This is a genomic window from Puniceibacterium sp. IMCC21224, from assembly GCF_001038505.1.
In the GTDB taxonomy this organism is placed as follows: domain Bacteria; phylum Pseudomonadota; class Alphaproteobacteria; order Rhodobacterales; family Rhodobacteraceae; genus Puniceibacterium.
Genome location: NZ_LDPY01000001.1, coordinates 607,562 through 629,414 on the forward strand (window position 1 = coordinate 607,562; position 21,853 = coordinate 629,414).

The window sequence follows — 21,853 nt, forward strand, 5'->3', positions numbered from 1 at the left end:
TCTGGAAGCAACCGCACAATAGCCGCTGTGCGGGGTCTGGCCTGCCGCCATTCGTCTGATCCCGGGCTTGAGCTGACACAGTTCGATGGTTCAGGCGGGACAACATCGTGACACCACTTGACCTGGGCGCGGGCGCTGCCTAACCCTTTGGCCGTCGGTCCGGCGATCAGCATCCATTCTGTCCGCCGGCAAAAGGGAATACGGTGCGCCCATCGGGCAAACCCGGAGCTGCCCCCGCAACTGTGAGCGGTGAGCGACGCTGAACATGCCACTGGTACGGGATACCCGCACCGGGAAGGCCAGCCGAGCCACGACCCGCAAGCCAGGAGACCTGCCGACGCATTCACCCATACCTTGACGCGGGGCGCGTCGGGGTGGCGGAGAGTCCGCAGTGGTGTCATCCACGTCCTGCGGACAGGTCTTCCGGTCCCTGGGCATAGCGACACGTGACAGACCCTGACTGGGGTTCGCTCTGAAACAAGGACAGATCTTGCGCAATTTCTTTCGATCCGTCGTGGCGCCGACCGCGCTATTGCTGTCCGTCCTGATCGGGGCTGCTCAGGCCGATACTGATGTGCCAAGCGTGGTCTCGATGAACCTGTGCACGGATCAGCTGGCAATGCTGCTGGCTGCGCCGGGTCAGCTGCTGTCTGTCACGCGGGTCAGCGCTGATCCCAAAAGCTCGCCTATGGCGGAGGCCGCCGCGGCCTACCCGCTGAACAACGGTCACGCCGAGGAAATCGCGCTGTTTCAGCCTGACATTGTCCTGGCCGGGGCGTATTCCGATCCGCTGGCGATCGACATGCTGCGGCGCATCGGAGTCCGTGTCGTACAATTTCCGCTGACCTATGCGCTGGCCGAAATTCCCGACCAGATCCGCCAGATCGGTCAGGCCCTGAACCGCCCCGACGCTGCCGAGGATATGGCCCGCGACGTGGAACGCCGCCTTGATTCACTGCCCGCCGTGCCAGAACATCGCCCGCTGGCCGCATTCTTTTACGCCAATGGCTATTCGCTGGGAACCGGCACACTGGGCGACGATATTCTGACCTCTGCCGGGTTCGAGAACCTCTCGACCCGGTTAGGCCGCAGTCAAAGCGGCGCACTGCCATTGGAGATACTCGTCCTTGCGCAGCCGGATGCCCTTGTGTCGTCGATGCCGTATGGCGGCGCATCGCGCGCCGAGGACCTGCCGCAGCATCCGGCGCTGCGGCGCTATGTCGCCGAAGATCGCGTGCTGTTCAGCACCGCGGATTGGGTTTGCGGCACTCCATTTACCCTGCGCGCTGTCGAAGAGATGGCCGCCGCCCGTCTGGCTCTTACCCAAAGGATCGCGTTTCGATGACCGAAGATATCAACGCCAAGCACACCGAAAAGATGAAAAAGGTGCAGGCCGCGCGCAAAAAGATGATGGCCAAAAAGACCGTCACCAAGGGGTTGATCATCGTCCATACCGGCAATGGCAAGGGCAAGAGCAGCTCGGGTTTTGGGATGATCCTGCGCTGCATCGGGCATGGGATGCCTTGCGCGGTGGTGCAGTTCATCAAGGGGTCGATGCAATCCGCCGAGCGGGATCTTTTGAAAGAGCGGTTTGCCGATAAGTGCGCGTTTCATGTGATGGGCGAAGGCTTTACCTGGGACACGCAGGACCGCGAACGCGACATCGCCGCCGCCGCCAAGGCGTGGGACAAGGCCAAGGAGTTGATCCGCGATCCGGCAAACCGCATGGTGCTGTTGGATGAGATCAACATCGCCCTGCGATACGACTATTTGGTGGCCGAGGATGTGGCGCAATTCCTGCTGACCGAAAAGCCCGAGATGACGCATGTGGTGATGACCGGGCGCAACGCGCCGGACCGGTTGATCGAGATAGCCGATCTTGTGACCGAGATGAAAGAGATTAAGCATCCCTTTGCCAAGCAGGGCATCGCCGCCCAGCCCGGCGTCGAGTTCTAGGGCACGATGCCGCGCGCATTGATGATTCAGGGCACCGGCTCGAACGTCGGGAAATCAGTGTTGGTGGCGGGGCTGTGCCGCGTCGCTTTGCGGCGCGGGATCTCTGTTGCGCCGTTCAAGCCGCAGAACATGTCAAACAATGCTGCCGTGACGGAGGACGGCGGAGAGATTGGCCGCGCGCAGGCGTTGCAGGCGTTGGCATCGGGCCGTGCGCCGGTGGTGGATATGAACCCGGTGCTGCTAAAGCCCGACACGGACACCGGTGCCCAGGTCGTCGTGCTGGGCCGGTCGCGCGGACGGCTTTTGGCGCGCGATTACACCGGGATCAAACCGCAGCTTCTGGCCGAGGTGGCCGGCAGTTTTCGTCGTTTGGCGTCAACCGCTGATCTGGTGATCGTCGAAGGGGCCGGGTCCCCCGCCGAGGTCAATTTGCGCGGGGGTGACATCGCCAACATGGGCTTTGCCCGCGCCGCTGGTGTGCCGGTGGTGCTGGCGGGGGATATCGACCGGGGTGGGGTGATTGCGCAAATCGTCGGAACCCGCGCCGTGCTGGACGCAGGTGACTGCGCGCAGATCAAGGGATTTCTGGTCAACAAATTCCGTGGCGATCCCCGGCTGTTTGACGATGGTTATGATCTGATCGCGCAGCACTCGGGCTGGCCCGGTTTCGGGGTGGTGCCGTGGTTCGACCGGGCGCATCTGCTGCCTGCAGAGGATGCGGTCGACCTTGGCTCGGGCCCCGGTGATGGTCCGTTCCACATCGTATGTCTAATGCTGTCGCGGATTTCGAATTTCGACGACCTTGACCCCCTAAAGGTAGAACCATCAGTGCGCATGACCATGGTGCCGCCGGGCCACCCTTTGCCCGGCGATGCTGATCTGGTGATTTTGCCCGGCACCAAATCGACTCGTGGCGATCTGGCGTTTCTGCGCGCGCAGGGCTGGGATATCGACTTGTACGCCCATGTGCGGCGCGGTGGGCAGGTGCTGGGGATCTGCGGCGGATATCAAATGCTGGGCCACTGCGTTGCCGATCCCGACGGGATCGAGGGCGCGCCGGGAACCTCACCCGGCCTTGGCCTGCTGGACGTTGAGACAACGATGATCGCGAACAAAACCCTGAGTCGCGTCACCGCCGTTCATCTCGCGACCGGTGAAGGCGTTTCGGCCTACGAAATCCACATCGGCCAGACCACCGGCCCCGACACTTCGCGCCCCTTTGCTCGTATCGCTGAGCGGTCTGAGGGTGCCGTTTCGCCTTGTGGCCGGATTATGGGCACATATCTGCACGGGTTGTTTGGTGCGGACGGGTTTCGTGCTGCGTGGCTGCGCGGGCAGGGGCAAGTGCCGGGGGTGACGCAGTATTCTGCAACGGTTGAAACGATCCTCGATGCGCTGGCGAACCATCTTGAGGCGCATCTTGATATTGACGGGCTGTTCGCTCTGGCACAAGAGGTCCGTACCCCCACCTGAACCCGGAGCCGTCTCATGCCCCATATCATGCTTGTCACCGGTGGTGCAAAATCTGGCAAGAGCGCCTTTGCCGAGGCACAGGCGCGCACCCACTCCGGTCAGCCGGTTTATATCGCAACGGCTGAGCGCGGCGATGCCGAGATGCGCGCGCGAATTGACCGGCACCAGCTCCAGCGTGGCCCGGATTGGCGCACAATCGAAGAGCCGCTGAACCTGCTGGGTGCGCTGGAGCGCGCGCAGGGCAATGGTGCGGTGCTGGTGGATTGTCTCACACTCTGGCTGTCGAACCTGATGCTGGCGGGCGCGGACTGGCAGGGTGCGGTTGCACAGCTGTGTGCCGCGCTGCCGATGCAGCCCGATCCGGTCATCCTTGTCACCAACGAGGTCGGGCAGGGGATTGTCCCGGCAAATGCGCTGGCACGCGAATATTGCGATGCCTCCGGCGTGATGAATCAGGCGCTGGGCGCTGTGGCCGATTCCGTTGTTCTGGTCGTTTGCGGCCAGAGCCTGCGCATCAAGTGACCCTTAGTCCTTGGGCGAAAAACTGGCGGCGTCAGCCCGCGCCCAGCGTTCGGTGTACCCCTTGTCATCGCCAGACCCGTTGATCAGGAACCCGGCTGGCATGTAGGGAAACGCCTCGTCTCCGGTGACCATCTGATTGTCCGACTGCCGTGTCATGAAATGCCGCGGTAGAAAGGCGCGGGGATCGTCCAGACCGGCAGCCCCCGCCATTTCCCCCAGCGCCTTGAGGGTGTTGGTGTGGAACCGGGCGACACGCAGGCTTTTGTCGCCCACGTCCAGCGCTCGTTGACGCAGAGGGTCCTGCGTGGCCACGCCGACCGGGCAGTGGTTGGTGTGACAGGCCTGCGCCTGAATGCAGCCGATGGCGAACATAAAGCCACGCGCCGCGTTGCACCAATCCGCCCCCAGTGCCAGCGCCCTTGCGATGTCAAAGGCCGATGTGATCTTGCCTGCCGCCCCGATCTTGACCTGATCGCGCAGCCCCGCGCCAAGCAGGGTGTTGTGTACGAACGTCAGCCCCTCGTTCATCGGCATACCGACATGGTTGGAAAATTCCAGTGGGGCTGCGCCTGTGCCGCCCTCGGTGCCATCGACGACGATAAAATCGGGGACGATCCCGGTCTCGAGCATCGCCTTGACGATGCACATGAATTCCCGGCGATGCCCGATACACAGCTTGAAACCGACGGGTTTTCCCCCCGACAGATCGCGCAGGTCACCGATGAATCGCATCATCTCCAGCGGAGTCGAAAACGCCGAATGCCCGGCGGGCGATACACAGTCGATCCCCATCGGAATCCCCCGCGCCTCGGCAATCTCGGGCGATATCTTTGAGGCAGGCAGCATACCGCCATGGCCGGGCTTGGCGCCCTGACTTAGCTTGAGTTCGATCATCTTGATCTGATCCAGCGACGCCGTCTCGCGGAACTTGTCGCGGTCAAAGGTGCCGTCTGCCGCCCGTGCGCCAAAATAGCCCGACGCGACCTGATAGATCAGATCGCCGCCGCCAGCCTTGTGATAACGACTGACTGATCCTTCGCCAGTGTCATGGGCAAAGCCACCCAGCTTGGCGCCAGTGTTCAACGCCTGAATCGCGTTTGCCGACAACGATCCAAAGCTCATCGCCGAGATATTGTACAGCGAGGCATCGTAGGGCTGTGAACAGGCGGGATTGCCGATCCGAACCCGGAAATCGCTGTTGTCGAGATGCTTGGGCGCGATGGAGTGGGTCAACCAGGAATATCCGGCATCGTATACCCGCTTGCGGGTGCCAAAGGGGCGCTTGTCCTCGACCCCTTTGGCCCGCTGATAGACCAGCGCGCGGGAATCGCGGCTGAACGGTTCCTCATCCTGATCGCTTTCGATCAGGTATTGGCGGATCTCGGGGCGCACACCTTCGAACAGGAACCGCATATGACCCATCACCGGATAGTTGCGCAGAATCGAATGGCTGGTTTGGCGCAGGTCGTGAAACCCCAGCAGCGTCAACGCCACAAAGATGACGAGAGGGATCAGCATCCAACCCGACCACAAGCTGGCGACAAGGCACAGAATTGCGATCAGGGCGCAGCCAAAGAGCGTTGCATAGCGGTCCAGAGTGGCGAGGTGTTTCATAAAGTTTCCTGATTGGGCAATCGTTGCGGCGGCGTCATTTGACCAAAGTGCTATAGGGGTGAATTGTAAAAATCGTCAGAACGTGGCGGGGGTGCAGGCGCTGATCAACACGCAGCGCGCCTCACCCGAATTGCGAAACCGGTGTGGGGTCCGACTGTCAAAGATATAGGCATCACCTGCACCAAGGGTCGATGTTCTGTCGCCAACTGTCAGTTCGATCTCACCTTCAATGATGATGCCGGCCTCTTCTGCGGCGTGGCTGTAAAGTTCGGGTCCGGTGTCAGCCCCCGGCGAATAGGTTTCCCGCAGCATCTGGATGGTGTGGCGCGCGGCGTCGCCGACCTGACGTAATGACAATAGTCGCGCGGCATCGCGCGGCAGGTTCAGCGCCTCGGCCGGATTGATCTCTCGCAGCTCGTGGGCGCGAAAGATCATCGTGTCGCCGGGTTCGTCCGGCAGGTCGTTGGAAAAAAACTCGGAAAATGTCATCGGAACCGCATCCAGAATCCGCTTGAGCGAGGCGATTGACGGGCTGGATCGATTCTGTTCGATCATCGAAATCAGGCCGTTTGTCACCCCCGCCCGTTTGGCCAGTTCGCGCTGCGAGAATCCGTTCGCGTTGCGCAGGGTTTTTAGGCGCCGACCAATATCCATGTTCATTTCGAATCCCCCGGGTGACGTTCAATATGCTGAAAGAAAAAGAATAAATCGCGCATTGTGGACGTCTTTCCAAACCCGACCGTAACCGACTTGATCGAAATAATAAACAATACTACGCTGAGTCGACTCGTCGGTGCATACACCGGGAGCAGGGCACAAGACCCGTGGTAATGAAACATTTGCCGTCAGGCAGCCCAAGGGGGGGCACCGCGCGCCAAAGCCAGGGTGCAGGAGCGGCGGAAAACTGGACCATAGATTTTCAGGACGTCGGGGCATGATGCTTTGACACCACAGAAGACGTGTATTCTATCGCTGGATCCGCCGACGACCGGATGCACCTTTACGACCAACTACATCATTCAGGGAGACACGAATGACCTATCTCAAATCCATCGCCTTGGCCTCGGGGTTACTTGCCTCGACTGCTGCCATGGCGCAGGAAAAGTTCATCACCATCGGCACCGGTGGTCAGACCGGCGTGTATTTCGTCGTCGGCCAGTCGATCTGCCGTCTGGTGAACCGCAACAGCGCTGAGACCGGCCTGAAATGCACCGCCCCGTCGACCGGCGGCTCGATCGCCAACATCAACGCGATCAAGGCGGGTGACATGGACATGGGCGTCGCCCAGTCCGACTGGCAATACCACGCGTACAACGGCTCTTCGCAGTTTGAGGGCGACAAGTTCGACAAGGAACGCGCGGTGTTCTCGGTTCACTCCGAACCCTTTACCGTGATCGCCCGCAAGGATGCCAACATCAATTCCTTTGACGATCTCAAGGGGAAGCGCGTCAACGTCGGCAACCCCGGTTCCGGCCAGCTTGCCACGATGGAAGTGGTTCTCGACGCCAAGGGCTGGACCATGGCCGACTTCGCGCTCGCTTCCGAGCTGAAGCCCGCCGAACAAGCTGCTGCGCTGGGCGATAACAAGGTGGATGCGATCATCTACACCGTCGGCCACCCCAACGGATCGATCCAAGAAGCCGTATCCACCATCGAGGCCAACCTCGTGCCGGTGCAGGGCGAAGCCATCGACAAGCTGATCGCCGACAACCCGTTTTACGCGACAGCTACCATTCCGGGCGGCATGTATGCAGGCACGGACGACGATGTAACCACGTTCGGCGTCAAGGCGACATTTGTGACCTCGGCTGATGTTCCCGACGATGTGGTTTATGAAGTGGTCAAGGCAGTCTTTGACAATTTTGACCGCTTCAAAAAACTGCACCCGGCGTTCGAGAACCTCAAGGAAGAGGACATGATCAAGGACGGTCTGTCCGCGCCGCTGCATCCTGGCGCTGTGAAATACTACACCGAACGTGGCTGGATGTAATCCACACCCGGCGTCCCTGCGGGGACGGTAGCAACAATCAGGGTGGCGGCCAGATCGCCGCCCTGCTCTAACGATGTTCCCGGGTAGCAAGCCCGGCTCGGGGCGATGACCCTACAGGGATAATGTGACATGTCGGACAAAGACCAACAGCAGGCCGCCGCCGTTGAAATGGAAGCCGCAGGCCACGGGGGCCTGAGCCAGAACGAGCTGGATGAGCTTGTTGCCTCCTCCGACACTGGCGGGCGCAGCGTTGCGGGCCCGGTCGGCACGTTTCTTATGTTGGTCGCGCTGGCTTGGTCGCTGTTCCAGCTCTGGTTCGCCTCGCCGATCCCGTTCATCGTCGGCTGGGGTGTCTTTAACGATACCGAGGCGCGCTCGATCCATCTGGCATTCGCGGTGTTTCTCGCCTTTGCTGCCTTTCCCGCCACACGTACAAAATTCCAGCTTGGGCTGGGCATTCTGATCCCGGTGATCCTTGGCGTGCTGTTCATGATGGGGGCCAAGGATGGATCGTCGATCTGGTGGATCCCGATTGTGGTGATCGCGCTGGTGGCCTGCATTGTGCTCGGTTCACCCAAGAATAAGGTGCCTGTCTGGGAATGGGCATTGGCGATCATTGGCGCTGCGACCGCGCTGTATCTCTATGTCTTTTACCGCGACATTGCCGGGCGGGTCGGTGCGCCGATCACGCAGGATTTTGTCGTCGCGGTTATCGGCATAATGATCCTGCTTGAGGCGACCCGCCGCGCATTGGGCCCCGCCCTGATGATCGTGGCCTCGGTGTTCCTGATGTACACGGTGCTTGGCCCGTATATGCCCGGCATCATCGCCCACAAGGGCAACAATCTGTCGGAAATCGTCAATCACCAGTGGATCACCACCGAAGGTGTGTTCGGCATCGCGCTGGGGGTTTCGACCAGTTTCGTATTCCTCTTTGTGTTGTTCGGCTCTTTGCTGGACCGCGCCGGGGCGGGCAATTATTTCATCCAGGTGGCGTTTTCGCTGATGGGTCATATGAAGGGCGGACCGGCCAAGGCGGCTGTCGTATCCTCAGCCATGACCGGCCTGATTTCGGGATCTAGCATTGCGAACGTCGTGACCACCGGCACATTCACCATTCCGCTGATGAAGAAGGTCGGCTTTAGCTCGGAAAAGGCCGGAGCCGTCGAAGTGGCAAGTTCGGTCAACGGCCAGATCATGCCGCCGGTGATGGGGGCTGCGGCCTTTCTCATGGTGGAATATGTCGGCATTCCGTATTTCGATGTCGTCAAACACGCGTTTGTCCCGGCGGTCATCTCGTATATTGCGCTGGTCTATATCGTCCATCTTGAGGCCCTCAAGGCCGGGATGGAGGGGCTGCCGCGCGCCTATACGCCCAAACCTATCGTTCAGCGTCTGATCGGCATGGCGTTTATCGTGGCGATGATCTGCTTTCTGTCGTTTGCAGTCTATTATGGCATGGGCTGGATCCGCACATTGTTCCCGTCAACGGCTGGGTACATCATCTTTATCGGCCTCAGCGCGGTTTATGTCGCTCTGCTGCGGGTCGCGTCAAAAGAGGCGCCACTGGAACTGGATGATCCGAACGCGCCGGTGACATCGCTGCCGCTGCCGGGGCCGACGATCCGTTCGGGTCTGCACTATATCCTGCCGGTTGTGGTGCTGGTTTGGGCATTGATGGTCGACCGTCTCTCGCCCGGCCTCTCGGCGTTTTGGGCGGCGAGCTATATGGTCTTTATCCTGCTGACCCAGCGTCCGCTGATGCAGATGTTCCGTGGCGAGAGCCGTTTGGCCAGCGATATCAAAGATGGCTTTCACGACCTGATCGACGGTCTTGTTACTGGTGCGCGCAACATGATAGGCATCGGCATCGCCACGGCGACCGCCGGTATCATCGTGGGCGCGGTCAGCCAGACCGGCGTCGGTTCAGCCCTTGCCGATGTGGTCGAGGTGTTGTCAGGCGGCAATATCATGGCGATCCTGTTGCTGACGGCGGTCCTGTCGCTGATCCTGGGGATGGGGTTGCCGACCACGGCGAACTATATCGTGGTTTCTGCGCTGCTTGCCCCGGTCATCGTGACGCTGGGCCAGCAGAATGGGTTGATTGTGCCGCTGATCGCTGTGCACCTCTTTGTGTTCTACTTTGGGATCATGGCGGATGTGACGCCACCTGTTGGCCTTGCCTCGTTTGCCGCTGCGGCCGTGTCTGGTGGCGACCCGATCAAGACCGGAGTGATCGCATTCTTCTATTCGCTACGCACCGCCGCGCTGCCATTCCTGTTCATCTTCAACACCGAACTGCTGCTGATGAACGTAACGATTGCGCAGGGTATATTTGTCTTTGTCGTCGCCACCATTGCTATGCTGCTTTTTGCTGCTGCGACGCAGGGCTGGTTCTTAGCCAAAAACAAGGTGTACGAGTCGATTGCCCTGTTGCTGATCGCCTTTACCCTGTTCCGGCCCGGTTTCTGGATGGATATGGTGTTCCCGCCCTATAGCGAAGAGGCTCCGACCGAAATCGCCGCTGCTGCTGAGGATGTTCCTGCGGGGGACGAGTTACGCCTGCGGGTGTCGGGGGTCAACGATCTGGGTGATCCGATCGAATTTGTGGCCCTGCTGCCCATCGGCGAAGGGGCCACGGGCGAGGAAAAGCTAGAGAATGCCGGTCTCGCCTTCCGTACCGAGGAGGACAAGATGTTCATTGACGATGTGGCTTATGGCTCAGTCGCGTCCGATGCCGGGCTGGATTGGGATCAAGAGGTACTGCGCGTGCTTAAACCTGTCAGCACGCCGTCGAAATACCTGATGTTCATTCCTGCGCTGCTTTTGCTGGCTCTGGTCGTGTTCCTGCAGCGCGGTCGCAACGAAAAGAGCGCGCGCCAGAAGGCGGCAGCCTAATGCGCGCGAATAACCAGCATATAGGTAACATGTTTGTGGCTTTCCCGTGCGTCGCCGTGTCGGGAACTGCCCTGATACATTGCACTCAGGGCGCAAGAGCGTAAGACATGGGCAAAGCGGAACCACTCGGCGGGATGATCCCAGGGCGGTTCCGCGTCTATGGAGACCTTACCAAATGACGCCTTTCGCAATTGCCGGTGTACAAATGTACGTCCAGGCCCTTCAGCCCAATGTAGATGGCATGATCCACCGGCTTGACGTGCTGATGGCCCGTTTTCCTTGGACCCAGATGGTCCTGTTCAGTGAACTGGCACCCTATGGCCCGCTGGATAAATATGCGCTGCCGCCGGAAAATGACACGATCAACCTGTTTTGCGAGGCGGCGCGCCGCCATCGCGTCTGGCTGATCCCCGGCTCGATGTTCCTGCGGGGCGTCGATGGCTTGGTGCGCAACACCGCCGTGGTGATCAACCCGGATGGCCAGATCGTCAGCCGCTATGCCAAGATGTTCCCGTTTCGCCCCTATGAGGCGGGGATCACGGCGGGTACCGATTTCTGCGTGTTTGACGTGCCGGATGTGGGCCGCTTTGGCCTGTCGATCTGCTACGATATCTGGTTCCCGGAAACCACACGGCAACTGACGTCGATGGGTGCCGAGGTCCTGTTGAACCCAGTGCTGACCGGCACCACCGACCGCGACGCCGAACTGGCAATTGCACGGGCCACTGCGGCGCAGTTCCAGTGCTACGTCTTTGCCGTCAATGGCCTTGGTGCCGGCGGTGTGGGCAAATCCATCGTCGTCGATCCCAGCGCCACCGTCCTGCACCAGTCCGCTGGCCAGGAGGACATGTTCCCGATCGAGGTCGATCTGTCGATGGTGCGCCGTCAGCGCGAAACCGGCATGAAGGGTCTTGGCCAGGTGCTGAAATCCTTTCGCGATCGGTCCAACGATTTTCCGGTCTACGATCGGACCAGTGGCTCGGATGCGTACCTGTACACGCTCGGGCCGCTTGAAATTCCGCAACAGGGTAGCCGCGCCGGTTTGCACGTGCCGACCGGTCCAGAGGCACAGCTAGTGCCCGATGTGGCGCCCACTCACGACCCTCAGACGGCTCAGATCAACCGGCCTCACGGGATCCAGGCGGTCATGGGGAAAACATCCAGCGGCTGACACTGGCGCACTTCGAACGATGTGTTCGGACTGCACCGCCTGTCATCTGCCCAAGGGGAGACCAGACCGATGCAGTCCGTTAACGAATATTACTCCGCCGTGCAGCTCAGGTCGGATCGGTGGGCCGCACTGCGCGAAACCACCGACGCTCTGGCCAAGGGGGCGCCGGAACGCCAGATCACCGCGCTCAGGAAACGCGCGACGGCGCTGTTTGATGCCCTGGCCGTGATCGAACCCTATTGGGCGTTTCCGGGCATGTCGGCGTTTGAACACATGCGCCGCCAGTTCGAGCATGGCAAATTCGAAGATGTTGCCTTTTCCGTGCATCGTGCGCTGCGCGCTCTGACCTCGGGCGCGTATCGGCGGCGGCATGTACCGCTGGACCGCGACTCGGCTGATCACGACGAACAGGACGACGAGGCGATGCTGCCGCCCGAAGCGCGCGCCCTGTCCAAACCCTATTTCGAAGTGCTGATCGTGGATAACGTCAACGAACATCACGAACGTTGGCTCAAAAAGAACGTCCAGAGTATGCGCCGCCCCGAAGATCCGTTTCTTTACGAGGCGGTTGTGGTGCCAAGCCTTGAGGATGCGCTGATTGCGGTGTTGTTCAACCATAATATTCAGGCGATTGTGGTGCGTCCGGGCCTTGTGCTGAAATCCAAGGTCGCGATGCCGATGATCGACCGCTATCTGCAAAACGCGGCCGATCAGGGCGAAATCGACGGACTCAAACCCGAGGATTTCGGTCCTGAACTGTGTCGGCTGGTGGCCAAAGTCCGTCCCGAGCTGGACGCCTATCTGGTCACCGAACGCTCGGTCGAGGATATCGCCGGACTCGATCTCGGGATTTGCCGCCGGGTGTTCTATAATCAAGAAGACTTCATGGAGCTGCACCTGAACATCCTTAGGGGGGTGCAGGCTCGCAACAAAACCCCGTTTTTCACCGCATTGGTCGAGTATTCGAAGCAGCCGACCGGCGTGTTCCACGCGATGCCGATTTCGCGCGGCAAATCGATCACCCGAAGTCACTGGATCCAGGACATGGGCGCCTTTTACGGCCCCAATATTTTCCTTGCTGAAACCTCGGCCACGTCCGGCGGGCTGGACAGTCTGCTTGAACCGCACGGCCCGATCAAAGAGGCGCAGGAACTGGCCAGCCGCGCCTTTGGGTCGAAACAGACCTTCTTTGCCACGAATGGCACCTCGACCTGTAACAAGATCGTGGTGCAGGCGCTGGTGCGCCCCGGTGACATCGTGCTGGTCGATCGTGATTGCCACAAATCGCACCACTATGGAATGGTGCTGGCCGGGGCGCAGGTCTGTTACCTCGACAGCTATCCGTTGAACGAATATTCTATGTATGGTGCAGTGCCGCTGCACGAGATCAAGAAGCTCCTGCTCGACCTCAAGGCTGCGGGCAAACTCGATCGCGTGCGGATGCTGCTGCTGACCAACTGCACCTTTGACGGCCTAGTTTACAACGTCGAACGGGTGATGGAGGAATGTCTGGCGATCAAGCCCGACTTGGTTTTCCTCTGGGACGAAGCGTGGTTCGCCTTTGCCAGGTTCAACCCGACATATCGCGGACGTACCGCGATGAATGCTGCCAACAATCTGCGCGCCAAGTTTCGCACCGATGCACACGCCCGCGCCTATGACAAACAGCAGGCCAAGCTAAAGGACGCAGATGACGAGGTGTTGCTGAAAACCCGGCTGATCCCGCCGCCCTCAGCGCGGGTGCGGGTCTATGGCACGCAATCCACCCACAAAACACTGACCTCGCTGCGGCAAGGGTCGATGATCCATGTCAACGATCAGGACTTTAAAGGTGAGGTCGAACAGAGCTTTCACGAAGCCTATATGACCCATACCTCGACCTCGCCCAACTACCAGATTATCGCTTCGCTGGATGTCGGCCGCCGTCAGGTCGAACTCGAAGGGTTCGAGTTTGTACAACGTCAGATCGAGGCGGCGATGTCGATGCGCCGCGCCATCACCACCCATCCATTACTGCAAAAGTATTTCAAAGTGCTGACAGCAGGCGACATGATCCCCGAGACGCATCGCGAAAGCGGAGTGCAAAGCTATTATGACGCTGAGCAGGGTTGGACTGATCTGTGGGATTGCTGGGAAATGGACGAATTTGTCCTCGACCCGACCCGTGTGACGCTGGCCGTCGGTGGCACCGGCTGGGACGGCGATACGTTCAAAACCCAGATCCTGATGGACAAATACGGCATCCAGATCAACAAAACCTCGCGCAACACCGTGTTGTTCATGACCAATATTGGCACGACGCGGTCGTCGGTGGCCTATCTGATCGAAGTACTGGTCGAGATCGCCAAAGGCCTTGACGATCTGCTTGATGATGCCTCTCTGATGGAGCGCAAGGGCTTTGACCGGCGGGTGCGCAACCTGATGGAGGACTTGCCGCCGCTGCCTGACTTCAGCCGCTTTCACGACGCCTTCCGCGCCGATAACGGCACCCCCGAAGGTGACATCCGCACGGCGTTCTTTCTGTCTTATGATGAAAGGAACTGCGATTATCTGGAACTTGACGGCAGCCTCAAGGATGCGATGGATTCGGGGCAAGAGGTGGTATCGGCCTCGTTCATCATCCCTTATCCGCCGGGCTTTCCGATCCTCGTGCCGGGCCAGGTCGTCAGTCAGGAAATCCTTAGCTTTATGCGGGCGCTCGACGTCAGCGAAATCCACGGCTATCGCGCCGATCTGGGCCTGCGGGTCTTTACCAAAGAGGCGCTGGACGTGCTTGTCGGCGCCAAACTTTCCACCGCTGCAGAATAAACCAACAGATAGGGATACAAACACATGGCCACTACGGTTCTGAAAAACATCTCGGAAATCCGCCGGTTCTTTCACCGCAACGAAGACCCGGTCTATTTCATCTCGGCGACGAACTTTAACCTGCTCGGCATCGACGAATGGGTCAAGAATTTCAAATATATCTGCTATATCGACTGCTACGATGGCAAGCACCCGAACGTGTTCTGCCCGTCCGAACAGCCACACGCGGAATTTCAGTCGATCGAGGATATCAACAACTATCTGTTGCAGCACAAAGAGGTCATCGACTTCATCAAACGACGCGGCGGCAAACCCAAGTTTGTGTTCCTGATGTTCGATGAAGAAACCGAACGCCTGTCCAAAGAGTTTGGCGCCGATGTTTGGTTCCCCAAGGCCAAACTGCGCCAGTCGATGGACAACAAGATCGAAACCGTCCGCATCGGCAACAAGGCCGGCGTGCCGTCGGTGCCGAACGTTCTGGCCGAGGTGAAATCCTACGAGGATCTGCGCGCCACCTGCGAACAGGGCGGCATCGGGCACGACCTGGTGCTGCAATCGGCCTTTGGAGATTCGGGCCACACCACGTTCTTCATCAAATCCGAGGCTGATTTCCGCCGTCACGAGCATGAGATCATCGGCGAGGGCGAGATCAAGATCATGAAACGGATCGACTGCCGTGGGTCCGCAATCGAGGCATGTGCCACATCGCAGGGAACCATCGTCGGCCCGCTGATGACCGAACTTGTCGGTTTCAAAGAGTTGACCCCCTATCGTGGCGGCTGGTGCGGCAACGAGATCCTCAGCACGGCCTTCCCGCCCAAGGTTCGCAATCAGGCGCGTGATCTCACCTTCAAGTTCGGCGAACAGCTGCGCAAGGAAGGCTACCGTGGCTACTTCGAACTCGATTTCCTGATCGACAAAAAAACTGGCGATCTCTGGCTGGGCGAACTCAATCCACGCATCACCGGCGCATCGTCGATGACGAACCACGCCGCCTTTGCCCATGCCGATGCGCCTCTGTTTCTGTTCCACTTGCTGGAATTCTCGAAAAAGAAATTCAACCTTGATGTGGACGAACTGAACAACCGCTGGGCCGACCCCGAAATGATCGACGGTTGGTCGCAGATGGTGATCAAGCACACGGATGACAGCGTCGACATCTGCACCTCTGCGCCAGAAACTGGCATTTACAAGATGCTCGAAGACGGGCGTGTGGTGTTTGATCGCTTCGATTATCACCGTCGCGCTGTGGAATCCGAAAACGAGGCGTTCTTTCTGCGTATCCTGGGCCCCGGAGACTACCGCTATGAGGGTGCCGATATCGGCATCCTTGTGACCCGTGGCCGCTCAATGACCAAAGCGTTCCAATTGAATGATCGCGCCAGGAAATGGATTCACGGGATCAAGCAATCGGTGTCGGGTCGCCCCCTGCCGGTGGCCGAGGCAAGTCCGGCCTTTGCCGATCCCGCCTTTAAGATCATGTAGCGGATGACCATGTACTGGCGCGCCATATCCGAGGATCAGCCCGGCCCGAAATGGGCTGGGCTCTTCCGCGAATATTGGCCGGATTATCAGCGCTGGTGGCTCAAGGAGGGCGACAGCATGCGTGCCTCCTATATGGAGAGTGTGCGCATGTTGAAACGCCACATGCCGGAAATGCTGCCGCTCTACGATCAGCTTTGCGAGTTGGCGGGCGGCGGCGATCAGGCATCCCGATTCCTGTCGTTCTATTGCCCGCCGCCTTATCTATCGGGCTGCTCTCAGGCGCTCTGGCCCGGCAAGGCCCCTGTGCTGGTGCGCAACTATGATTACAATCCGAACGCATTCGATAGCCTGATTCTGCACACCAACTGGCAGGGCAGGCAGGTGATGGGCACATCTGACGGCCTTTGGGGGCTGGTCGACGGGATGAATGACGCAGGGCTTGCCATTTCGCTGACCTTTGGTGGTCGACGCATCGTCGGCGAAGGCTTTGGGGTGCCGCTGATTCTGCGCTATGTTCTGCAAACCTGCACGACGGCGGCCGAGGCCGAAGAGGTGCTAAAACGCGTCCCCACCCACATGAGCTACAACGTCACAGTTGTGGACCGAACCCGCAAATATTTTACTGCCATGATGGCGCCGGACCGCCCGACGATCATCACCCACGCCGCGGTCGCGACGAACCATCAGGAAAACGTCGAATGGATCAGCCACGCCCGCTTTACCGCCACGGTGGAGCGCGAACGTTACCTGTTGCAGCGCCTGACCCTGCACCGCGATACCGAAGACAAGTTCATCGCGGCTTTCCTCAAGCCGCCGCTCTACTCAACGGCGTTTGACCATGGTTTTGGCACGCTCTACACCGCCGTCTACCGCCCCCGGAAAAAGCAGATGGAGATTCGCTGGCCCGGCACAACGTGGCCCTTGTCGATGGACGCGTTCGAGGAAGGGACCCGCCAGGTCCAGATTCCGGGCGCGGCGTGACATCCGCCATCGCGTGATCGGCCAAGCCTTCTTCTCTTTCTAAATACGCCGGGGGGCCGGGGGCAGCGCCCCCGGTCGGCTCTGGAAACCCGCACCACCGTCACAGTTTTCTCCCCGACGCCAGCAACTTCAACATCGGATGCCCCATGTCCCACATCTTTCCCCGCTCGATGAAATCCGCACCACCGACAGCCGTAGGCGGGCAGGGCTGCTACCTTATCGATTCTACAGGCAAGCGATATCTCGATGCCTCCGGCGGCGCGGCGGTCTCTTGTCTCGGCCATGGCGACGCTACTGTGATCAACGCGATCAAGGCGCAGCTCGATCAGCTTGCCTATGCCCACACTGGTTTTTTCACCTCTGAACCAGCCGAGGCGCTGGCCGATCTGCTGATCGAACACGCGCCGGGTACGCTCGACCGGGTCTATCTGGTTTCCGGCGGCTCCGAGGCAACCGAGGCCGCGATCAAGTTGGCCCGGCAGTACTGTGTCGAAAAGGGCGAGCCACAGCGCGGTCGTGTCATCGCCCGCAAGCAAAGCTACCACGGCAATACCATCGGGGCACTTTCTGCTGGCGGCAATGAATGGCGTCGGGCGCAATTTGGTCCTCTGCTGCTCGACATGAGCCATATTGATCCCTGCTACCCCTACCGTTTGCAACATATGGACGAGAGCGATGCGGACTATGGCCTGCGTTCAGCCAATCTTCTGGAACAGGAGTTGCTGCGCGTCGGCCCGGAAACAGTCATGGCTTTCATCGCCGAGCCGGTTGTGGGTGCTACCGCGGGGGCACTTGCGCCTGCGCCCGGCTATTTCAAACGCATTCGCGAAATTTGCGACCAGTACGGCATCCTGCTGATTCTGGACGAAGTCATGTGTGGCATGGGGCGGACTGGCACGCTGTTTGCATGTGAACAGGACGGGGTCGCGCCGGATATCCTGTGCATCGCCAAAGGGCTGGGGGCGGGATATCAGCCCATCGGTGCCATGCTCTGTACAGCTCGGATTTACGATACCATCGGCGCAGGCTCTGGTTTCTTTCAACACGGCCACACCTATATCGGCCATCCGACCGCGGCGGCTGCGGCTTTGGCCGTTGTCCGGTCGGTACTGGATCGCAACTTGCTCGAGCGGGTGCAAACGCAGGGCGTCGCGCTGAAATCACTGCTCGACGAACGGCTGGGCCAGCACGCCCATGTTGGGGATATTCGGGGCAGGGGGCTGTTTCTGGGCCTCGAACTTGTACAGAATCGCGACACGAAAGCGCCCTTCGACCCAGCCCTGAAGCTGGCTGCCAAGATCAAGCAGGCTGCCTTTGACGGCGGCCTTGCCTGTTATCCAATGAGCGGCACAATTGATGGCAAACGGGGGGACCACATCCTGCTGGCCCCGCCGTTCATTATCGACGACGCGCAGATCACTGAACTTGTGGACAAGCTGGCCGCCGCGATCACGACGTCACTGCCGGGTTAATCCCCAAGCCGAACATTGGGACTCGCGCTAACATCCGCCTGAGAAAAGCCAATCTCGTCCAGTGCGAGATTGGCGCCGATGGCAATCACGATCATGGCGCCGATTCCGAGGATCATGGCTTTCATATTTCACTCCTTGGGCGCGGTTTGTGCGCGCAGATAGGCAATCAGATCGGCGCGATCCTGCGCGCCGGTGATGCGTTGCATGGGCATCTTTGTGCCCGGAATATAGTGCTCGGGTCCGATATCGAACAGGGCGTCCACCGTTTCAGCGGTCCAGATCAACGCAGTTTTGTCCAGCGCCGGGGAATAGGTGTAGTCGGCCACCGTGCCTGCCTGTCGTCCGAACAGCCCGGACAGGCTGGGTCCGGCTTTGCGCGCGCTGCCCGGAGTCAGGCTGTGGCAGATCGAGCACTTGCGCTTGAACTGTCTCTCGCCATTGGGCATCGCGTCGGGATCGGCAAGAAAGGATCGGTCGGTGGTTTGCATCTGACCGTGTTCGTCGATTGTCGCAATCGGCCAAGAATGCAGGGTGTCGTCCAGTCCGCCGGCATGAATATTTGCGCCATCCGGTGAAAATGCCAGGGTCCAGACCGGCCCGCGGGCGGCAGCACGGAAATCGCGCAGAACGCGCCAGGTGGCAGTGTCGACGACCATGATATACCCTTCGCCGTCACCCACGGCGAGCAGGCTACCATCGTTGGACGCTGCAAGCGCGAGGATCGGGCGGCGGTCAAGCGACAGGTCCGCCAATTCGTTGCCGCTGACAGGATCGACCACCCGCGTACCGCCATCCACCGCCCCATAGGCTAGCCAGCCTGCCACATCATTCAGCGCCAACTCGTTGATACCAAAGCCGTGTTCGACCAGTCGCAACGCCTCTTGACCGGTCGCCACGTCCCAGACCCGCAGCGACCCGTCCGCCGAGGCGGAATAAAGGCGCGTGCCGTCATCCGAGAACACAACATCGTTTACCGCGCCGGAATGGCCCCGCAGGAATTGCGTCGCCCCCCCCGTCAGCGACCATATCCCGATGCTGCCGTCCCAACTGGCAGATGCCAGAGTCGCGCCGTCAGGGGACAGCGCGAGTGCCTTGACCTTGCCTGCATGTCCCTCAAGCTGGGTCGCCGTACCGGTTGTCAGATCCCAGCGCACCAGCGCGAAATCGTCCCCCCCCGAGATGAGCTCGGTTTCGGAAACGAACAAGACGCAATTTACCGCCGCACGATGTTGATCCAGCCAGCGCGGCGTCTCGTCCTGCCAGAGTCCGACGGCATTGTCGAAACTCGCCGTCGCGATGCGCCCGGCGGGGGAGACGGCGATGCCCATGATTGGCCCGCCGTGACCGCTCAGCGCAAAGTACTCATCCGACGCCGCCGGGATGGGCCGCGCGGCCAGGCCCAGTGTCAGGACGGTCGGCGTCAGCAAGGCCAGGATCACCCCGCGCATGGCCTCATTCCGCCGGGGTTGCGCCCTTGGGGGATGGGCCTTTTCGCGCTTTGACCTCTTCGGCCCAAAGCGAATGGTGCTCTTTGGCCCATTGCTCTTCGACCAGGCCGCTGCCCATGGCGTCATAGGCACCTTCCATACCGAGCGTCCCGATATAGATATGTGCCAGGATGATCGCCATCAGTACAAAGCTGACAATCGCGTGCCAAAGCTGGCTGTACTGCATCTCTTGATGTGGGGTCAGATCGGCGGGCAGCGGGGCAAAGCCCAGCAACTCGGGCACACCCAGCGCGTTGATTTTGGCAAAGGTCGCGCCGAACAGCGGCATTTCAAACGGAAACAGCAGCGACAGACCCGAAACGGCGATCGACGAGCCCAGCACGATCACCGACCAGAAGATCAGTTTTTGCCCGACGTTGAATTTCTTGGCTGGCGGGTGGCCATGGCCGATGATGCCGCCGCCCTTGAGGATCCAGTTGATGTCAGTACGGTCTGGCAGATTGTGGATCACCCACATGATAAAAATCAGCACAAGCGCGACGATAAACGCCCAGCTGACGTTGTTGTGGAGCCATTTCGACCAAGTTGCGATAAACGCAAAGCTGTCGTGACCAAAGGTGGGTATCAGGAATTTCCGCCCCATGAGAGAGATCAGCCCGGTAAATCCGAGCAGCAGGAATGATCCGGCCAGCATCCAGTGGCTCGCTCGTTCGATCAGCTTGAACCGTTCGAGCTTGGTACCAGTCTTTTCGCCCTCGATCCGGATACGACCGCGGATCAGGTAGAACAGGGCCAGCAACGCGATGGTGCCCAGTAACAGATAACCGCCGTAGGTGATCAGTGGACCCCGGCGGAATTGCAACCACCACATGCCGTTGTCTTGGATCAGCACCTTGGCCCCCGGCCCGCGCTGCTGCGTCGAAACCTGTGCCTCGTCAAACCGTAGGGCGCGCCATAGTTCCGGATCCGATGCCCCGCCACGGGTGCCGAGGGGGGTATCGGCAGGTGGGGCGTCATCGGGATTCCCGATATTGTCGGCCCGGTAGTCATTGTCGACGTTAAGGCCCTGCTGACGCCGCAAAATATCCTCGAGCGTGGTTGCGCCGCCGGTCTGGCTGCGGTCGATGACAGGCGCAGGCTCAGCGGTGTTCTGGGCGTGTACTGAACCGGTGCCGATCAGCCCCGTGCATAGGGCAATCAGGCAAAGCAGTCGTGAAATCAGGGTCATCCTGAGTCTCCCTTGCAATGGGCGCGGGCCGGTGGTGCGGCCGGGTGCCATGGCGTTGTGGTCAGATCGTCTGGCCGTCAAATGGTATCGCACGGGGCGGCGTCGGCAAAGGCTTGGTTGCTCTGTTCGGCCAACCTCTGCCTGATGGTCAGAAGCCCCGGGCAATGCCGGGGCTCTGATTGTCGCGGTACAGGGGGGCGTTGATCAGCCGCCCTTTTGGTCGTAGGCCGTCCCCCAGCCCCATGCGCCAGATCCAAAGCCACGCGCGACAACGCGTTCGCGGTAGATCCCGGACACCACGTCACCGTCACCGGCCAGCAGCGCCTTGGTCGCGCACATTTCGGCGCAGATCGGCAGTTTGCCTTCGGCGATCCGGTTGCGACCATACTTCTGGAACTCGGCGGTGGAGTTGTCCTCCTCTGGTCCGCCAGAGCAGAACGTGCATTTGTCCATCTTGCCGCGCGATCCAAAGTTGCCGGCCTGCGGATACTGCGGCGCGCCAAACGGGCAGGCATAAAAGCAGTAGCCGCAACCGATGCACAGATCCTTGGAGTGCAGAACGACACCCTCTTCGTTCTGATAAAAGCAGTCTACCGGGCAGACCGCCATACAGGGCGCATCGGAACAATGCATGCACGCGACCGAGATTGACCGCTCACCAGGCGAGCCGTCGTTGATCGTGACCACCTTGCGGCGGTTGATCCCCCACGGAACCTCGTGCTCGTTCTTGCAGGCCGTGACGCAGGCGTTGCATTCGATGCAGCGTTCAGCGTCGACGAGGAATTTAGCTCGTGCCATGTGTCATAT

General features: G+C 60.2%; 17 protein-coding genes and 1 riboswitch. Of the genes, 11 read left to right on the plus strand and 6 right to left on the minus strand.

Annotated elements, in window-relative coordinates; translation table 11 throughout:
• The first annotated feature begins 138 nt into the window (after positions 1-138).
• Positions 139-354: riboswitch (cobalamin riboswitch) on the plus strand.
• A gap of 136 nt (positions 355-490) precedes the next feature.
• From IMCC21224_RS02780 to cobU, 4 genes are read left to right on the plus strand one after another with little or no spacing between them, the layout of a single operon-like run.
• Positions 491-1,345 carry an ABC transporter substrate-binding protein gene (locus IMCC21224_RS02780; protein WP_231582003.1) on the plus strand — a complete coding sequence of 285 codons (855 nt, stop codon included), beginning with the start codon at positions 491-493 and terminating at the stop codon, positions 1,343-1,345.
• Positions 1,342-1,956 carry a cob(I)yrinic acid a,c-diamide adenosyltransferase gene (gene cobO / locus IMCC21224_RS02785; RefSeq protein WP_047994047.1) on the plus strand — a complete coding sequence of 205 codons (615 nt, stop codon included), beginning with the start codon at positions 1,342-1,344 and terminating at the stop codon, positions 1,954-1,956. The genes IMCC21224_RS02780 and cobO overlap by 4 nt, the downstream gene beginning before the upstream one ends.
• 6 nt (positions 1,957-1,962) lie before the next feature.
• Entirely contained in the window at positions 1,963-3,429 is a 1,467-nt protein-coding gene (locus IMCC21224_RS02790) for a cobyric acid synthase (RefSeq protein WP_047994048.1), read from the plus strand.
• A gap of 15 nt (positions 3,430-3,444) precedes the next feature.
• The gene (cobU, locus tag IMCC21224_RS02795; protein ID WP_047994049.1) at positions 3,445-3,951 is read left to right on the plus strand and encodes a bifunctional adenosylcobinamide kinase/adenosylcobinamide-phosphate guanylyltransferase; all 507 of its coding nucleotides are present in this window, start codon (positions 3,445-3,447) and stop codon (positions 3,949-3,951) included.
• 3 nt (positions 3,952-3,954) lie between these two features.
• On the opposite strand, the gene IMCC21224_RS02800 is transcribed toward cobU, so the two are convergent.
• A complete protein-coding gene (locus tag IMCC21224_RS02800; RefSeq protein ID WP_047994050.1) occupies positions 3,955-5,565 on the minus strand; it encodes an FMN-binding glutamate synthase family protein in 1,611 nt (536 codons plus the stop codon).
• A gap of 75 nt (positions 5,566-5,640) precedes the next feature.
• Positions 5,641-6,219, minus strand: a complete 579-nt coding sequence (locus IMCC21224_RS02805; RefSeq protein ID WP_047994051.1) for a cupin domain-containing protein — start codon at positions 6,217-6,219, stop codon at positions 5,641-5,643.
• 379 nt (positions 6,220-6,598) lie between these two features.
• On the opposite strand from IMCC21224_RS02805, the gene IMCC21224_RS02810 reads away from it, so the two are divergent.
• From IMCC21224_RS02810 to IMCC21224_RS02840, 7 genes are all read left to right on the plus strand, one after another.
• On the plus strand, positions 6,599-7,555 hold the full coding sequence (locus IMCC21224_RS02810; protein WP_047994052.1) for a TAXI family TRAP transporter solute-binding subunit: 957 nt from the start codon (positions 6,599-6,601) through the stop codon (positions 7,553-7,555).
• A gap of 129 nt (positions 7,556-7,684) precedes the next feature.
• Positions 7,685-10,453 (plus strand): TRAP transporter permease, encoded by a 2,769-nt coding sequence (locus IMCC21224_RS02815; protein ID WP_047994053.1) that lies wholly within the window; start codon positions 7,685-7,687, stop codon positions 10,451-10,453.
• A gap of 175 nt (positions 10,454-10,628) precedes the next feature.
• A complete protein-coding gene (locus tag IMCC21224_RS02820; protein ID WP_082135111.1) occupies positions 10,629-11,624 on the plus strand; it encodes a carbon-nitrogen hydrolase family protein in 996 nt (331 codons plus the stop codon).
• A 69-nt stretch (positions 11,625-11,693) separates the two neighbouring features.
• Positions 11,694-14,432 carry an aminotransferase class I/II-fold pyridoxal phosphate-dependent enzyme gene (locus tag IMCC21224_RS02825; RefSeq protein ID WP_047994054.1) on the plus strand — a complete coding sequence of 913 codons (2,739 nt, stop codon included), beginning with the start codon at positions 11,694-11,696 and terminating at the stop codon, positions 14,430-14,432.
• A gap of 24 nt (positions 14,433-14,456) precedes the next feature.
• Positions 14,457-15,917, plus strand: coding sequence for a biotin carboxylase (locus IMCC21224_RS02830; protein ID WP_047994055.1), 1,461 nt, complete (start codon positions 14,457-14,459; stop codon positions 15,915-15,917).
• Between the two features lie 9 nt (positions 15,918-15,926).
• On the plus strand, positions 15,927-16,898 hold the full coding sequence (locus IMCC21224_RS02835; RefSeq protein WP_047994056.1) for a C45 family autoproteolytic acyltransferase/hydolase: 972 nt from the start codon (positions 15,927-15,929) through the stop codon (positions 16,896-16,898).
• Positions 16,899-17,044: 146 nt separating this feature from the next.
• Complete coding sequence (locus IMCC21224_RS02840) at positions 17,045-18,370, plus strand: aspartate aminotransferase family protein (RefSeq protein ID WP_047994057.1); 1,326 nt, start codon at positions 17,045-17,047, stop codon at positions 18,368-18,370.
• Here IMCC21224_RS02840 and IMCC21224_RS28805 read toward each other — a convergent pair.
• The 4 genes from IMCC21224_RS28805 to fdh3B all read right to left on the minus strand — a co-directional run bounded on the left by IMCC21224_RS28805 (position 18,367) and on the right by fdh3B (position 21,844).
• Positions 18,367-18,495 (minus strand): hypothetical protein, encoded by a 129-nt coding sequence (locus IMCC21224_RS28805; protein WP_255347981.1) that lies wholly within the window; start codon positions 18,493-18,495, stop codon positions 18,367-18,369. The genes IMCC21224_RS02840 and IMCC21224_RS28805 overlap by 4 nt on opposite strands.
• Positions 18,496-18,498: 3 nt before the next feature.
• Positions 18,499-19,818 carry a c-type cytochrome gene (locus tag IMCC21224_RS02845; protein ID WP_047994058.1) on the minus strand — a complete coding sequence of 440 codons (1,320 nt, stop codon included), beginning with the start codon at positions 19,816-19,818 and terminating at the stop codon, positions 18,499-18,501.
• A 4-nt stretch (positions 19,819-19,822) separates the two neighbouring features.
• Positions 19,823-21,046 carry a formate dehydrogenase subunit gamma gene (locus IMCC21224_RS02850; protein ID WP_082135112.1) on the minus strand — a complete coding sequence of 408 codons (1,224 nt, stop codon included), beginning with the start codon at positions 21,044-21,046 and terminating at the stop codon, positions 19,823-19,825.
• A 204-nt stretch (positions 21,047-21,250) separates the two neighbouring features.
• The gene (gene fdh3B, locus IMCC21224_RS02855; protein WP_047994059.1) at positions 21,251-21,844 is read right to left on the minus strand and encodes a formate dehydrogenase FDH3 subunit beta; all 594 of its coding nucleotides are present in this window, start codon (positions 21,842-21,844) and stop codon (positions 21,251-21,253) included.
• Between the last annotated feature and the right edge of the window lie 9 nt (positions 21,845-21,853).